Origin of the sequence: Aureispira anguillae (assembly GCF_026000115.1) — a bacterium.
Classification (GTDB): Bacteria; Bacteroidota; Bacteroidia; order Chitinophagales; family Saprospiraceae; genus Aureispira; species Aureispira anguillae.
Window position 1 is genome coordinate 6,519,265 of the sequence record NZ_AP026867.1, and the last position, 16,936, is coordinate 6,536,200.

At 35.9% G+C, this 16,936-nt stretch carries 13 protein-coding genes; 8 read left to right on the forward strand and 5 right to left on the reverse strand.

Annotated elements, in window-relative coordinates; translation table 11 throughout:
- Window positions 1–377 precede the first annotated feature (377 nt).
- The 3 genes from AsAng_RS25465 to AsAng_RS25475 all read right to left on the reverse strand — a co-directional run bounded on the left by AsAng_RS25465 (window position 378) and on the right by AsAng_RS25475 (window position 3,050).
- Window positions 378–1,457, reverse strand: a complete 1,080-nt coding sequence (locus AsAng_RS25465; RefSeq protein WP_264789954.1) for a c-type cytochrome — start codon at window positions 1,455–1,457, stop codon at window positions 378–380.
- 76 nt (window positions 1,458–1,533) lie between these two features.
- A complete protein-coding gene (locus tag AsAng_RS25470; protein ID WP_264789955.1) occupies window positions 1,534–2,451 on the reverse strand; it encodes a DUF5777 family beta-barrel protein in 918 nt (305 codons plus the stop codon).
- 248 nt (window positions 2,452–2,699) lie between these two features.
- Complete coding sequence (locus tag AsAng_RS25475; RefSeq protein ID WP_264789956.1) at window positions 2,700–3,050, reverse strand: hypothetical protein; 351 nt, start codon at window positions 3,048–3,050, stop codon at window positions 2,700–2,702.
- 265 nt (window positions 3,051–3,315) lie between these two features.
- On the opposite strand from AsAng_RS25475, the gene AsAng_RS25480 reads away from it, so the two are divergent.
- From AsAng_RS25480 to AsAng_RS25490, 3 genes are all read left to right on the forward strand, one after another.
- The gene (locus AsAng_RS25480) at window positions 3,316–3,729 is read left to right on the forward strand and encodes a BrxA/BrxB family bacilliredoxin (protein WP_264789957.1); all 414 of its coding nucleotides are present in this window, start codon (window positions 3,316–3,318) and stop codon (window positions 3,727–3,729) included.
- Window positions 3,730–3,909: 180 nt separating this feature from the next.
- Window positions 3,910–5,742 (forward strand): purple acid phosphatase family protein, encoded by a 1,833-nt coding sequence (locus tag AsAng_RS25485; protein ID WP_264789958.1) that lies wholly within the window; start codon window positions 3,910–3,912, stop codon window positions 5,740–5,742.
- 24 nt (window positions 5,743–5,766) lie between these two features.
- A complete protein-coding gene (locus tag AsAng_RS25490; protein ID WP_264789959.1) occupies window positions 5,767–6,648 on the forward strand; it encodes a M15 family metallopeptidase in 882 nt (293 codons plus the stop codon).
- Window positions 6,649–6,706: 58 nt separating this feature from the next.
- Here AsAng_RS25490 and AsAng_RS25495 read toward each other — a convergent pair whose 3' ends face one another.
- Window positions 6,707–7,621: an AraC family transcriptional regulator gene (locus AsAng_RS25495; protein ID WP_264789960.1), complete on the reverse strand. Its 915-nt coding sequence runs from the start codon at window positions 7,619–7,621 to the stop codon at window positions 6,707–6,709.
- 4 nt (window positions 7,622–7,625) lie between these two features.
- Window positions 7,626–9,116, reverse strand: a complete 1,491-nt coding sequence (locus AsAng_RS25500; RefSeq protein WP_264789961.1) for a hypothetical protein — start codon at window positions 9,114–9,116, stop codon at window positions 7,626–7,628.
- 615 nt (window positions 9,117–9,731) lie between these two features.
- Between AsAng_RS25500 and AsAng_RS25505 the strand changes: the two genes are divergently transcribed.
- The 5 genes from AsAng_RS25505 to AsAng_RS25525 all read left to right on the forward strand — a co-directional run bounded on the left by AsAng_RS25505 (window position 9,732) and on the right by AsAng_RS25525 (window position 16,682).
- Window positions 9,732–10,247 carry a gamma carbonic anhydrase family protein gene (locus tag AsAng_RS25505; protein ID WP_264789962.1) on the forward strand — a complete coding sequence of 172 codons (516 nt, stop codon included), beginning with the start codon at window positions 9,732–9,734 and terminating at the stop codon, window positions 10,245–10,247.
- A gap of 98 nt (window positions 10,248–10,345) precedes the next feature.
- Window positions 10,346–11,971, forward strand: coding sequence for a hypothetical protein (locus AsAng_RS25510; RefSeq protein ID WP_264789963.1), 1,626 nt, complete (start codon window positions 10,346–10,348; stop codon window positions 11,969–11,971).
- A gap of 336 nt (window positions 11,972–12,307) precedes the next feature.
- A complete protein-coding gene (locus AsAng_RS25515; RefSeq protein WP_264789964.1) occupies window positions 12,308–13,945 on the forward strand; it encodes an NAD+ synthase in 1,638 nt (545 codons plus the stop codon).
- Between the two features lie 103 nt (window positions 13,946–14,048).
- Window positions 14,049–15,077, forward strand: a complete 1,029-nt coding sequence (locus AsAng_RS25520) for a tetratricopeptide repeat protein (RefSeq protein ID WP_264789965.1) — start codon at window positions 14,049–14,051, stop codon at window positions 15,075–15,077.
- A gap of 159 nt (window positions 15,078–15,236) precedes the next feature.
- A complete protein-coding gene (locus AsAng_RS25525) occupies window positions 15,237–16,682 on the forward strand; it encodes a T9SS type A sorting domain-containing protein (protein WP_264789966.1) in 1,446 nt (481 codons plus the stop codon).
- The last annotated feature ends 254 nt before the right edge of the window (window positions 16,683–16,936 follow it).

Here is a 16,936-nt window from a genome sequence, read left to right on the forward strand (position 1 = left end):
ATGAAGTTAACAATTTCATAAGAAATAGACCGTTCAAAAACTAAAAAAATAAAGTTCCTTAGGATTTTTAGGATGATAAGATGGAGAATTTGGTGATAAGGACTGATAATCAACGCAACAAGCTGGAAGGATTCGAGCGCTACGATTGGTGTTTTGCGCCCAATTGCTTGTTGGTTTCTCTTGAACGTTTCATTTGTCGTTCTCTTTATCCGAGGGCTAGCAGGTTAGCGTTTTTGGTAACAATAAAAAAGCACTTTGCATTGAGTAGATTATCAGCCTTTTTTCTCTTGAAAGCTAAATGCTACTGACAATCTACACAATGCGGTTGTGGTTGCGAAATGCGGTTTATAAAACCTTAAAAAGTAGGTTTTTTATAATTATTGTTGAAGCAAATTATTGCCCATGGCCATATTTTCTACATAAATTTTTAGATCGTTTAATTGATCTTTAGACATCTTTTCGGTAGGATACAAAGGCATGTACGCTCGTTTGCCTGCTAATGGCCAAGTACCATGACGAGTGATCTTGTGGATAGAACCATTTGTATTGGCTTTGGTGCGATTCAGTAAATTAAGAAAGGACAGTTTACTATTATCCAAACTAAAGAACGAATAACGTTTGGCCTCGTGACAGTGCAAACAGCTACGATCATAGATGAGTTTGCCGTTTTTAAAACGTTCTTTATCTGTTTTTTCTGCTGTAGATAAAGGCGCATACTCTTGGTGATCTGCAAAATGAGCAGGGCTTTTGGCTAGGTATTTTCCTTCAAGCGTATGCACTGCTTGGTGAAGGGCAGTATTGCTATTAATTGCCGTTTCTATTTGTTCTTTCTCCTCTGCACTTAGGTTTAAATCTTTTATTTTTAACCCAATGGTATTATAATACGCCAAGATTGATTCGATCTCCCAGTCTGCTAATTCTCGTCCTTGGGAACACTGTATCGCACAAAGTTGAATCGCTTTTCGAATGTCTGTATTAGAGGCTTTGATAATGGGAACATGACCATACTTTTTTTGATAATCATCGTTGTAAAAAGTCTTGCGGTTAACAAGCCCATAAAATGAACTACCTTGTAAAAAAGGAAGGTCGTGTTTTTCGGCATAGTCCAAGCGGTTTTGAGCAGAAATATCTGATAAATCGTTAAATTCCTTTTCGTTGTTGTGACAAGCTGTACACTTAAAATAAGGGCTTTGGTTGGCTGTTTTTCCTGTTCCATCCTGTTTGGTAGAATATCCCTTAAAGATAATATCCCTCCCTTTTTCAGCAGAAACTCCTTTGATAGAAGTATTGACGGCATTAAATCTAATTTTGCCCAATTTTTCATAAACCGCCCAAAGGTTATCATTATCCGATAAGAAAAACTGTTCTTGCTGAGGTGTATAAATGGTAAAACTAGCGAATACAATCATTAAGATTAAACTAGTTAAGATGCTTATTATTTTGAATCCTCCAAACATAACTTTTGGTTTTTTATTGGAGTTATAAAATTACAGGACTGTCGCCCTGCATTCTTCTTCTAAATCAGGGCTTGAGTTACATTCTAAAGCCTCTAGAAATGGTGAAGCCAATGCGAAATTGCCCCTCTGCCCAATTTAAAGTTGTATTGGGAATATAATCTGTTGGCTCAATTCCTGAAGAATTGGTTAAGTTAATCTGAAAAACATGCCCTCCTGTGTCTATTTCAAATCCTATTCCTAATGGAATGCGATAGCGAGTACCATTGGCAGTGCTACCTGTCCAACGTAGTTGATCAAAGGGTAAATTGGCATCTAGAATAATACCCAATACCTTGGTAACTTGAAATTTAGCAGAAGCACTCATACTAACCAATAGATTATTGTCATTGTGTTCTACCAAATTTCTCCAAACGAGGGTAGGAGAAAGCTGCAATGAGACTCTATCGCCAAATTTTCGCCCAACCAATACTTGGAGGGAATAAATCATACGATGTCCAAATCCTCCAGGGAAAGAAGCCAAGGAGGTTTTATCTTGTGAGGTTAACATGGTAGAAAGAGATACCGATCCTGCTATTGCCATAGAAATAGGCATACTTTTGCCTTTGGTTTGAGACAAAACCTTGTACTTAGCGTTGAGATGCAACAAAGACTTGAGCGGACCAGCCCCTTTGGTTCTATGGAAACCAACCATAAAGTTATTGGTAATCCCATACTCGACTCCAAATCCTATGTCGAGGGCGTTTTCGAAACCTAGAAAATTTGCCCAGAGATTTTCAAATTTCCATTGATTAAAAAAGTCCCCAAAACGATGAGATATTCTAAGGTCAAGTACCCCTTTTTGCAATGTTTCTACGGCATAAGTGTTGATAATACGAGTATCCTTAAAGGTTTGATAAACATATTCTTTTTGGGGTTTGTCTTGTGCATTAAGCTTGTTGGTACAAATACAACTAAAGGTAATGGATGCCAAAAGAATAATGGATAAATATTTCATAAGTGTTGAATTGAGTATACTGTCTGTTAAATTTAGGCTACTTTTTACAGAGAATTTTAGTGCTAATCCAGAAAACTTGGGAATAATGAACCTGTGAATGAACTTGGGCTCCCATAAGTTATGGATTAAAAACCTAACGCAGCGTAAGGCTAAAAGGCTCGCTTAAAAAGTGTCAATCGTTTAGTGGACAGTGTATTGAGTACGTTAAAAGAAATAGTATCTAATTGAGATGGGTGTGAATGTAGTGGTTAATTTTCTAAATAACCATTTTCTGCCCAACATCTGATGGAATCTACTTTTTCAGTAGCCATTCCAGCAGGAGGCATGTCTTTTTTTACACAAACACGATCATAAATGGCTTCCATTCGAGCAGTGTTTAGGCTAGAATAGGTACCAAATGATGCTAAACCATTGTCATCATGGCAGCCTGCCAAATTACACTTAGCATCTAAAATACCTTTTACATGCCCAACATAAGTAATATTGACTGTACTGCAATCTAAAGAAACAACTGGTTCTGGAAGTTTGTCTGTGCACGAAGACAAAAAATAGGTGAGACTAGTTGCCAGAGCAATACAGGTAAAAAGATAGCTTTTCATAATAAAAGAAGTTGAAGATAGGACATCAATAAGATTAGAAATTGAATATGATTCCTTAAATTTAATTTTAGAAACCATAAACTTAGACAAGATATAAACTAAAATTGTTAGTTTTGTGTTTATATTTTTTTTAAAAAAGTTGTTAAAAGCTAACAGTTAAGTTTTATCATACGCCTAATTATGAGCGCATACAAAATAAACGAATGCTAGTTGTCTTTTAAACAAAGTAAAGAAATAAAATCGTATTATCTAAAAAAATAATGTTATGTATCCAGAGCATTTAACGATACCAATGGAAAAAGATTTGACGGATTTTGGATTCGAAGGACTCAAAACCGCAGAAGCTGTTAATGAACTATTGAGCAAAAAAGAAGGCACTGTCTTGGTGGTGGTTAATTCGGTTTGTGGTTGTGCCGCAGGAAATTGTAGACCAGGTGTTAAGATGGCTGCTCAAAATGCCAAATTGCCAGATAATATGGCAACGGTATTTGCTGGAGTTGACAAAGCTGCTGTTGATCAGGCGAGAGCATTTATGCTTCCTTATCCTCCTTCTTCTCCTTCTATTGCTTTGTTCAAAGAAGGTCGTTTGGTTCATTTCTTAGAACGTCATCATATTGAAGGAAATACAGCTGATGCAATTGCCGCTAATTTAAAAATGGCATTTGATAAATTCTGTTAATAAAGATTAATTAAGGCGAAATAAGGCCCAACTCTGAATAGGAGTTGGGCTTTCTTATTAAATCTTAGAAGAATTTAGTATACTTAAGTTTGTCCTGTACTAAAATAATAGTTATTATTAAAAATAGTGTCGTATAGTACAATCGTTATTTCGTCTATTTGGGAATTAAATATATTTTTTGTGAGAAAGCTTTGGTGTATTTTTTTTATAGTTGCAATTTTGGTAATGGATACTTATGCTCGAACAGGGCGGTATCGTTGTATGATTAGAGATGAACCTTCTACAACATTAACGATAGGATGGGAACAAATAACAGGAAATAATCCTATGGTCTATTATGGTACCATGGACAATGGTCAGGACTATAATAAGTATGCTCATCAAGCCTATCCTAAACGCACGGTGCATGCCAAAGGAATGCACAATCATTTTGCTCGTTTAACAAAGTTGCGCCCCAATACAATTTATTTTTTTGTAATAAAAGATAGTGAAGGTGTCAGTAAGCGTTTTTCATTCAAAACCTTGCCAGATGAGCACGAAAGCCGTCTATCTATTATTGGTGGTGGCGATTCTAGAAACCATAAGATTGCACGACAAAATGCCAATAAAGTTGTTGCTCGTTGCCGACCGCATTTTGTACTTTTTGCTGGCGATATGACAGGAGGGGATAGCAATAGAGAATGGCAAGAATGGTTGGACGATTGGCAATTGACGATTGGGGAGGATGGGCGTATGACAGCCGTTGTTACGGCAAGGGGAAATCATGAGCGCTCGGATGCTTCTATCGTTGATATGTTTGATGTGCCACACGAAATGGTTTATTATGGATTGACATTCGCTAGAGGTCTGATGAGAATTTATACGCTCAATAGCATGCAATCGTCCAATAGTAGCCAGTTGGCTTGGTTAGAGCGTGATTTAAAAGAAAGCCAGAAAATTGCTTGGCGAATGGCTCAGTATCATCATCCCATCCGCCCTCATACTCGTCGCAAACATGAACAGGAGTATATGCGCATACATTGGGGCAAATTGTTTCATCTTTATGGAATACAGTTGGCCTTAGAATGTGACTCGCATATGTCAAAAATAACTTGGCCTTTGAGAGCGAGCAACAATAGTTCAGAACCAGGGTATGATGAAGGTTTTGTTCAAGACCCTACAGGAACGGTGTTTGTTGGTGAAGGGGGCTGGGGAGCTCCGTTGAGAGATCCTGATGATGGCAAAAGTTGGACCCGTGCAATTGGATCTTTTAATCAAGTAAAGTGGTTTTTTGTAGACCTGAATAAAATAGAAATTAGAACCATTAAAACAGAAAATGCGAGCCAAGTAGGTCAGCTTTGGGACGATAATCGCTTTTATATGCCTGCTAATATTGATCTGTGGAAAATTGATGGAGCAGACTATATTACTTTATACAATCAAAATCCTAGTAGATTTGTTCCTAAAAAACCTCAGATTTTGATGGAAATAGCGGCTAGTTCAGCTCAATTTTTAAACAATGAAGTGCATTTAAAATGGAAGTCTGTTTATGAGGTGGAGAAGGTGAAATTTAAAATACAGGTCTCTACCAATAAGATTTTTTGGAAAACGGTAGGAATTGTTCAAGGTTTGGGACCTTCTGCTAGCAAGCAACAAATCTATCAGTATACCGATAGAACCTCTAAGAGAGGAGGAAAATATTATTATAGAATCGCTGCCATTGATCGTTCGGGCAAAGAGTTTGTCCAAGAATACATGGAAGTTCGAACCCTAGGGAGCGAATCTTTGGAGACCATAAAAGGAAGTGTGCATTCGGGGCAACTTCAAGTGCCTTTAAGTATAAGAGAACCTTCTAAGGTGATTATTGAATTGTTTGATACCAAACGAAATCGGGTTTTTGTTCGAGAATTTGATGCAGAAGCAGGCTATCAAAACTTTCCCTTGAATATTCGACATTTAGAGGCAGGGCATTATTTGTTAGAGGTGAGTTGCAATGGAGAATTGATTAAAAAAAGTGTAAAAATCGACAGTTGATTGTTCGACTCCAAAAATAAAGATATGAATAATAAATTTTTAGTGGTTTTGATAACAACAGTATGGGGGCTTATTTCCTGTAGTAATGATGCCAATACAGCAACCGCAACGACTTCTAATCGTTCTATTACTGCCGATAGCATGGTTTTGCAACCACAGGATACTTCTGCTCCCGAAATTCCAGACAGTTTGATCCAGTTTGATGACCATATTTCGCCAGAAAAACGCAAAGCAATTATGGAAAAAATTAGCAAAAAATATCTAATGGGAAAATTTGACCCTGCTAAAGATGAGCGTTTTGCTAAGGTGCCCAGTCCATATGCTCAAAAGGAATTGTTTATGCGAAAAGAAGCCTTAGAAAGCTTTAAAAAAATGCATGCTGCTGCTCAGGAAGAGGGGATTCAACTGCGCATTATTTCTGCAACAAGACCGTTTAATGTTCAAAAATCAATTTGGGAGGCCAAATGGACAGGGAGAAGAAAAGTAGATGGAAAAATGCTGCCTAAAACGGTTAAAGATCCCAAAGGGCGAGCCATTAAAATTTTACGTTGGAGCTCTATGCCAAGCACTTCACGCCACCATTGGGGAACGGATATTGATATTAATAATTTAGAACCTGAGTATTTTGAAAAAGGGCAAGGGCTCAAAGAATACGAATGGTTGGTGGCTCATGCTGGGGAGTATGGGTTTTGCCAAGTTTATTCCGAAATGGGACCCGATCGACCAGACGGCTATCAAGAAGAAAAGTGGCACTGGTCTTATTTGCCAATTTCTAAGGCTTTGACAGATGCCTATGCACAAAAAATTACGGATCAGGATATAGAAGGTTTTTTAGGGGCTGAATCGGCTCCTATGATAGAAGTTGTTAAAAAATATGTATTGGGAATCAATCCTCAATGCTTGTAGTAAAAGAATGGTCACCCCTCCTAAATATTTTCATTTAGGGGGGATGATTGATAGCACCCTACTCAATAGGAATGCACAGATCTACAATGAATTTTTTTTCGGGATGTTCCTCAAAGTTATTGTGGTATAACTCAAAAGGATCTTGGTCTGCCTTTTGGTAACCTTGTTCCCCCATCCATATAAAAAGGCTACTCCAAGATTTTTCAAATTCAGTGATGCCTATTTCAAACCGCCCAACAATAAATTTCCCTTTAGGAAGGCTGGTTAACCCAATTTCTCCACCTACTTCTATAGGGGAATCGAGGGTAATGCAAACACTCATTCTAACTTTATTAGGGGCTGTTATTTTATAACTATCGTGAAAAATTCTAAGTAATTTGCTGTTGGCTTGTTGGAGTAAATGTTGGGATCTAGCCCATTTTAGTAATTTGCCAAAAGTCTTTTCTACTCCTTGGCTTCCAATATGTGTGATAAAGGCTAAGTGGCGAGCAGGGAGTTCTTTAATGTCAATTTTTGCATTCATTTTAATCCATTTTTTATGATTGTTAATGTTGCAAATATATGCTTCAAATGGAGAGGTGACTTGCCCATTCTTGCGATCGAGTTGGCAGATCTTGCTATATCTACTTGGGTTTAAATGACGAAATTGACGAGGACTAACGCCATAAAAGCGTTTAAATGTCCTTGAAAAAGAAGAATTACTGCTAAAACCGTACTGAAGCGCAAGCGATGTAATGCTGACTTGTTTTTTTCTCATCAAAATAGATGCGACCTTTTCTATGCGTTTTCTAGTCAAATAAGCATTTAGTGTTTCATTGGTTACTGCTTTGAAAATTCTATGAAAATGAAAAGGAGAGTAATGGGCAATCTTAGCGACCTTTTCTAAAGATAAATTGGCCTCTAAATGTTCCTCTATATAGTGTATCACCTTATTGATTCGGCTGATATAGTCTTCTTCTAACTCCTTTTCCATGAGACTACTTAGATTTTGGTCGAAATAATTTTTCAATGTCTAATAATGCAAATCGATAGCTACTAAAGAAACGATCTTGCAAACAGATAAATACTTGGGGGCTTTTTAGTCGGAACGATAATAATGGGCAAAACAATTCTTGTTGATTTTGGTAACTATAGAATTTTCGTTGCATTTGCGTTCCATCCAAACTGATTTTTACAGCAGAAGCATAGCCGTCAGAATATAGGCCTTTGTTAAAGAGTAGATAGGCATTGTCTCCCCTAGTAAATAGATAGTGAGAGAGAAATACTTTTTGTTTGCGAGCCTGTTCTCCACTTTTATAAACATGGCGAAACCATTGGATTTCCCCTTCTGAATCTAGGCGTAAAGCCAAGATGTCATTGCTTCTAAAATTGTAACTGGTAGAAGGCTGTTGTTCGGCAGATAATACGAGCCCTCCTGTTGGAGTTAATCGCCAATGAACCAATTTATAAGAGCGAGCTTCTGCTTTGTCATTTACCTGTTTTCTATTGAGTAATTGTGCAATTTGCTCCCTTGTAAATTCATGCCTTTTTTTGACCAAAATTTTTGTTCTATCCTTATTAATTTTTATAAAAAAGATCCCTCTTTGTTGAAAATATTTTTGTTTAGAATAGAACCCAAACCATAAAATATTACCTTCGGTATCAAAGGTGAAATTGATTTGATTAAAATAAAAGTTGCCTAAATTGGGCTTAAATAAAGCAAAGTTGTTCTTTTCTCTTCCTACAAAAAATAGCGTAGGATCAGCGGTTACTTTTCTTAGGCTATAACTTCTGGTATCTCTAAATATATCGGTCAAAATAGCGACTTCTCCTTGATTATTAATGCGTAGTTTTTTGATTGAAACCGTGCGCTTGGCTCCACCATCAGGGGATAAGTTAACCTTGCGTTTCCACAATAACTTAAAGGTACTGTCAAAGACCCGAACCGTAATTTCATTGGTCAAACCACTCACATCATCAATATCTCCCTCTTCTTCATAATCATAGACCAAAATTTTGCTGCGATCAGGAGAAACTGCGAAATTACCTCGGTAATAATTAGAGGTCATTTTAAACGGTTTGATCAATTCTACCGAATCTTGAACCAAGGCAAAACTATCGGGGTCTAGTTGCTTGGCGTACAAACTTACTTTGTCATGTGTGTTTTCTCGCCGATTTTCAACATACCTAAAATACAGTAGATACATTTTGCTGGCAATATTGACAACACCAATGTATTTTCGGCTTTTTTTTGTAACTACATAAGCCTTTTTAAAATTCAAAAGTGTATCATAATGCTCCAATTCGGCATAGCTTAGATGTTTGTCAAACCTCAATGCATAAAAACCAGTAGAGTCATAATTGAATAGTGTGTGGGTTTTTGCGGTTTTATCTCTATCTTTTAGTGGGCTTTTAATTAAATAATCTTGTGCCCATAGAGAACTAGAGGAATAAACAAACAACAGCGATATAAAAAGTAGATAATGCACTATAGAAATGAGTTTTTAAGTAAGCGGGCATAAAAAAGTATCGATAAAAAAATAATTATTTTTAGTGCTAATCAAAGAAAAAAGTTGAAGTTTTAGCTTGCTAAGACAAAACTTTTAAATGAAAAGTCGTGTAAAAAGATTTATTTTTTCCTGTAAATTATTGTGAACGATTACTTACGATCTAATAAACAACTTCAAAGAGAAAAGCAGGGGAAGGAGCAGTGTTTTAGATAAAACAACTAGTATGCCCTAGATCAATTCTCTAAAGGTATTAACGTTTCAAAAATAAAAAAATACTGCTACTTAATGTGATTAAGATTCAACTGGAAACCATTTTATGCTAACAAAATAAAAGTTATTTTAACATTACTACGTGAGTCTTGTTGCTCACTGTGTTTAGCTTCGCTGCTTCTTCGAGGTAGCTGCGCTGCTAGGTTAGCTAGTGCGCTAGCGCTTATGAGCTCCCTGAGGTCGGTTCGTTATCACTCGTGAGCCAGCAAGCTGGATTCGGGAGGTCGCAAGCTCTGTTCGGGTTTTTAACGGAGTAATGTTTTATCTAAGAAAACAAAAAAATCACGAAGTATTATTTAAAGAATCAAAAAAACTAAATGAACTATGGCATTAATTAAGAAAGTGTTGGGGAAAAAACCTCAGTTTGGAGCAAATTGTTTTTTGGCAGAGAATGCTACTGTTTTAGGTGATGTGGTGATGGGGGAGGACTGTAGCGTTTGGTTTCAGGCTGTTGTTCGAGGTGATGTCAATCGCATTCGGATTGGAAATAAGGTCAATATTCAAGATGCTGCAATTATTCACTGTACTTATCAACGAGCCGAAACAACCATTGGGAATAATGTTTCTATTGGCCATCGAGCAATTGTCCATGGTTGCACCATTCATGATAATGTATTGATTGGAATGGGGGCAATGATTATGGATCATGCTGTCGTTGAATCCAATTGCTTGATTGCAGCAGGAGCCGTTGTCCTAGAAAATGCTCATCTAGAGAGCCATTGTATTTATGCGGGAATTCCTGCCAAAAAGGTCAAAGAACTAAGCCCTGAACAGTTTAAGGATACCGTAGAGCGAATTGCGGATAATTATGTGAAATATGCTAGCTGGTATCAGGAGTGAAAACAGGTATAATAAAATATAAATTTTGCTGTTGAAATGCTAATTAAACCTTACATTTGCGGATTATTTAATATGATTTTTTGCTAAAAATGTAACCTATGAGAATGACATTATTTATATTATTTTTAACCCTTTTTACAAATCCTATTTTTAGCCAAAATTCTTCTTATATCATGAGTGAAGGGGACGCTTATGATGAAAATGAAGGATTTTTGCCAAAGGAAGGCAAACTGTATGTGACACCAATGAGTGGTAGCCAAGCTATTTATAATAAAGAAAATATTGGAGGCTATTTTTTAGAAGGAGAGACCCTTGTAAGTGTAAAAGGAAAGACGATTGTAACACATGATGCTAAAACACTCAAAAACAGAAAAAGCATTCCGATTAAAAATTTTCCTGAAAATCGAAAAAATATAGGATGTATTCAGTTTCAAGGAGAATATATTATGTTCTTTTCTTCTATTTTAACTAAAAAATCTAAAACACTTCAATGCTTTTTTCAAAAGCTAGATATACAAACAGGTAAGTTAGGAAATGAGGTAGCAATTCTAGAAGTAGAGAACAAAAGATTAAATCTTCGTAAAAATGGTTTTCACCACGTTTCTTTTTTTCCATTGCCAGAATTTAAATTATCAAAAGACGGTTCTAAGTTATTGTTCTCTTGCCATGAAAAATTGTGTGTTTATGAAAAAGGGATGGATTTGAGTTGGAAAACAGATAAAATCTATGGTAAGCATACCCCTAAACGATTTTACGATTTGCAAAATGGAATGTTGGATAATGATGGAACTTATTATGCGATACTAAAAGTCTTCAAAAATGATGACAACCCCAAATTAGAATGGCATCATTGGGAGTCTCATAGTGAACTAATTAGTAAAAAAGATAGGAGATGTAACTATAACATTATCGTATTAAAAATCGACAAAAATGGTGTTTCTAAAATTGAGGCAGATAGTCTAAAAGATATCTTATTGCACAGTTTAACCTTGCATAAAGATGCAAATGACAGGCTTCTTTGTGTAGGATTGTATTTTAAAGATGATGCACTTTTTCGTTCAGCAGGATTTTTGAGTGTTGATTTAGAAAAAAATACAGCACCAACTTATTATCCAATTGCTACTGAAAATCAAGATGAAGCAGAAAAAAAGGGAGGAACACCAACCAAAGGAATAAAATATCTAAATGGTATCGAAATTAAGAATACGAAGGATGGTAACCTTTTGCTTATTAGTGAACAGGTGAATGGTTTTTATCTTTTTCCATCAAAGGGAACAGTTAGCGATATTGGAAATCATAGCGATGTTTTAGTGAGCAAAATTAATCTTGATGGCGATCTTTTATGGGCAAAGCGTTTACAGAAAAGCCAGATATTTAACCTAAATCCTAAAAACGGCGAAGCCTATGGATGTGAATCTTATAAGTATCTTGAATTGAATGGAAAACATTATATTATTTATCTTGACGATAAGAAAAATAAAGATTTTGACTTTGATGAAATAAAGACCTATTGTAGTAGCTGCAAAAATGGTGGAGTCTTTGCCTTTATTTTAGATGAAGATGGTAATGGAAAAAAAGAGATGCTTTTTGATTTAGATAAATTAACCGCCACAACACACTATGATTTTAAAGTAGATATGCGGACTATTTCGGATACAGAATTCATATTTCCTGTTTTTCAGAAGAAAAAAAATGAGGGACTTATAAAAATTAAAGTAAAGTAATGCCGTATTCTGTAAGGAAATACGCTAACGTAAAAAAGCTGTGAAGATAATATTTCTTTACAGCTTTTTTTTGCTCCCAATCTATCTTAAGTATTTTAGATGTTTTACAACATTTTTATTTAGAAAAGGAATTAAACTAAAAATACAAAAAAAGCCTCTACTTTTAGTCTAATCATAAACAAAGGGAACTAAATCACTTAAAAATACCTTATAAAAGAAGCTTAGTTTAATAAATAAACAAAGTTAAAGTAATATTGTTATAAAATAAAGAAACTCTATATAATAACAAGCAATAGATAGGGACTTGCCTAATTGCTTCAAACAAAAGAAAAGACGATGAAAATAGCAATTGCACAACTCAATTACCACATTGGGAATTTTGAAGGAAATTTACAAAAAATGCTAGCGGCTACAGCTTCTGCCAAGGAACAAGGCGCAGATATTGTTGTTTTTGGGGAATTGGCGGTAACGGGATACCCTCCACGTGATTTTTTGGAATTTGATGATTTTATACGACGCAGTGAAGAGGTGGTAGCAACCTTAGCCCAAGCAGCAGTTGGTATTGCTGTTGTGGTTGGAGCGCCTTGCCGAAATCCAGTGATAGAAGGAAAAGATTTGTACAATTCTGCTTACTTTTTGGCAGATGGAGCGATTCAACAGGTTGAACACAAAGCGCTCTTGCCTACCTATGATATTTTTGATGAATATCGTTATTTTGAGCCAGCTAATGTATTTAATGTAGTGCAGTACAAGGGAAAAAAAATCGCCTTGACTGTTTGTGAAGACATTTGGAACGTAGGAAATGAAAATCCCTTGTATACGATTTGCCCTTTAGATGAATTGGCACCACAAGAACCTGATTTTATACTCAATTTATCAGCTTCTCCATTTAGTTTTACCCATGCCAATAGTAGAATTCATGTGCTCAAAGAAAACATCAAACGGTATAATAAGCCCATGTTTTATGTCAATCATGTAGGGGCTCAAACAGAAATTATTTTTGATGGTGGATCGCTTGTCATGTCTCCAGATGGTAAGGTTTATGATGAACTGCCTTATTTTGAAGAATGCATGCGAGTTTATGATTTAGAAGCCGTACAGCAAGGAGGGGTTCATAGAGAGCAGCCCAAGGAAAAAATGACCTTGATTCATGATGCTTTAGTGACAGGAATACGAGATTATTTTGGAAAATTAGGACTCAAAAAAGCCGTTTTGGGGCTTTCAGGGGGAATTGACTCAGCAGTGGTGGCTGTTTTGGCACAACGGGCATTGGGAGCCGAAAATGTTCGAGTATTGTTAATGCCTTCTCAGTTTTCTTCTGACCACTCTATTAATGATGCTAGAGCATTGGCACAGAATCTAAATATCCAATATGATATTGTACAAATTGAACCCATTTATAAATCGTATGAAGCAGCATTAAAACCTCATTTTGCTGGGACGAGTTTTGATGTAACAGAGGAAAATATCCAAGCTCGTATTCGAGGAATGTTATTGATGTCTATCTCTAATAAATTTGGAAACATCTTGCTAAATACTTCTAATAAGAGCGAAGCGGCCGTGGGCTATGGAACGCTTTATGGGGATATGGCAGGGGGACTTTCTGTAATTGCTGATTTGTATAAAACAGAAGTGTTTGAACTCTCTGAATATATGAATAAGGATGGAGAAGTAATTCCTATTAACATCATTACAAAACCACCTTCTGCTGAATTGCGCCCAGATCAATTTGATTCGGATAGTTTACCTGATTATGATATTTTGGATGGAGTGCTGTATCAGTATATTGAAAAGCGTCAGGGACCAAAAGAGTTGATTGCTATGGGATTTGATGAGAAATTGGTGCATAGAATCTTAAAAATGGTCAATAGAAATGAATTTAAGCGTGCACAAGTTGCCCCTATTTTGCGGGTTTCATCAAAAGCATTTGGTATGGGGCGCAGAATTCCTATTGTAGGAAAATATTTGAATTAATAGATGAATTGGAGATTTGAACGAGCAACTTATTTTTGAATCTCCAATTTTTAAATTATATCCTCTATCTTTGTGGCATTATTAATCTGGAAAATCCTGTAAGATGAAAAATATCTTCCAATTAACTGCCCTATCTATTTTCTTTCTTTTTAGCTGCCAAGATCCAATAGAGCAAAAAAGCGCTGAAGCAGTAGCTGCCTATGAAGCAAAGGATTATCAACAAGCTATTCAGCTGAATCAAGAGGTTTTAGAAATGGATTCTAATAGCCTTGCTACTCATTATAACTTAGTCGTAATCTACAAAGAACAAGACAAAAAAGAAGCGGCTATAGCCCAACTCCATCAAATATTAACGATTGAACCAACTGCGCTAATTGCTCATACCGAAATTGGCATCTTATACGAATCAATTGATCAGGTTGAGAAGGCAATCACACATCTTAATGAGGCGATAAAAATGGAAGCGGATAATCCTGCTACTCATGCTGCTCTAGGGGCAAGCTACGCTAAACAGGGGAAGATGGAATTGGCTGTAAAACATTCTAATAAGGCATTAGAACTAGATGCTGTAAACTTGAAAGCTTTAGATAATTTAGCTACTGTAGCCGAAAGCCAAGGTTTATTAGAGCATGCCATTGATTATCATGAGAAAATATTGGCAATCGATTCGAACTATACAGAAAGTTACCCTTTGATTTCTAGCTTGTATAGCTCTGTAGGAAATATATCTCAGGCACTTTATTATGGCAAAAAAACATTGACCGTTTTTCCTAACAACATTGATATGTTGAATAATATGGGGTTTATTTATTTAGAAATTAAAGATTACCCCAATGCTTTAGAGTATTTTAATAAGGTCATCACACAAGACCCTAATTATGCTTATGCTTATAATAATAAAGGGTATATTTTAATGCAAGAAAAATCTTATGATTTGGCTTTGCTTTCTATAGAGAAGTCTTTGGAATTGGATGCTGACAATGCATATGCTTATCGAAACATGGCAATTTGTTATGCCAATTTAGGAAATACAACGGCTTGCTGCGAGGCGTTGAGTGCAGCAGAAAGTGCAAAATTCCGCTTTCGATTAAAAGATGAACTTAAAGCGTTAAAAGAAAAGTATTGTCAATAAATTAAATCTATAAAATAATTAGTATTGTTTTGAAAAAGAATGATTTAGAGTTTTATTTTAATCTATAGATAGATTGAACTGTTCTTTTTATATAATAAAGGTTGGAGTAAGTTTGTATAACTAAAAAATGTAATTTATTACAAATAAAACCTCTAGATTATGTTACACAAGTTTTCAACCTTTATTATTACTTTATTATTATTATTTACTGCATCAAAAGCTGATGCCTCCCACCTATCAGCAGCAGAGTTTACCTTCCAACATGTTTCAGGAAATGATTATGTCGTTAGCCTGTATGTGTATCGAGATTGCAATGGGATTGGTGTGCCTAACAACATCTCCGTTATGATGGAAAGTATCAATTGCAATGTAAACAACACTATTATTTTAAATCAAACCTCAGGACCTACTTTAGTGACAACGATTCCTGGTGCTCAAACTTCCTGTATGGGAGGGATGGTTCAAGGGTATGAGGAATATGTTTACAGTGATACGATTACATTTCCTAACCAGTGTACCGACTGGGTCTTTAGCTGGTCTTCTTGTTGCCGAAATGCTGCAATTACAAACCTAACAAACCCTGGGGCAGCATCTATGTACATCGAATCTACTTTTAATAATACAGTAGTTAACAATTCACCTGTTTATTTTATAGACCCTATCTTTTACGGAAGTATGGGAGCTAACTTTTCGGTAGCATTGGGTGGTTTTGATCCAGATGGAGATCAGCTAGTGTTCAGTTTAGCAGCTCCTTTGAGCAATGCAACAACAACAGTTCCCTTTATGGCAGGATTAACTACCGCACAACCTTTGGATATTCTGCCAGGAACAGCCGTTTCATTTTCAGGTACTACAGGTCAATTTGACTGTGTGCTTAATACAGGATCACAAATTGTAGTTTTTGATGTAATTGTAGAAGAATGGAGAGCTGGTCAAAAGATAGGCGAACACAGACGTTCTTTACAAATACTTCCTATCAATGTGGGAAGTGGTAATATGTTACCTCCTCCTGCTATTAGCAATGCCTCTGGTGGAACAATTATAAACGCTAATACTTTAGAGTATGCATCTTCTACGCAACCGTTTAGTTTTAGCATGTCGTTTGCAGATCAAGATGCAGGAGATGCAATTACGTATAACTCGGCTTACTCTTCTTTAGAAACGGCTTTTCCCAATGCGCAAATTACAAGCTCCAACCCTAATGGAAACACCAATGAGTTAGAGCTTAATATTACTTTACCGACCCCCTCAGCTACTATTTTTTCTATCGTAATCGAAGAAAACAATCTCTTACAGCAAAGTTTTTCTTATGAATTAAGAGGGGCTACTACTACTGGTGTTAATACGATTGAGGAACAGGCAGCGGTTCGTGTTTATCCTAATCCAATGGGACAAACTACTATTTTTGAGGTTTTATCCAAAGACTATAAAAAATTACACTTAAGTATTTTTGATATGGCAGGGCAGTTAGTGCATTCTCAAACTCAAGAGGGAGGCAAACAGCAATTGCAGTTTGATAGAAAAAATCTTCCAGCTGGGGTTTATACATTTAAGCTAGAAGGAGATACTCAAATCGTAAATGCAGGATTATTACAATTAAAATAAAACCCAATAAGATAAATAAGTGGTTAGGAATTTTTAGGCAAGACAGAACACTTATTTTAACCCATATAATACCATAAGTTCTTTAGTGATGTGCCACCTTGAAGCAATTCAAGGTGGCTTTTATGTTTTAGCTCAACCATGGATGATTGATTTAAAATAGTATTGAATGAACCTTTTAATGTTTTTTAAGGATAAATTTGTATGTTAATAGATAACGTCTATTTCCGTAGCAATAAAAATATCAATTAATAAGA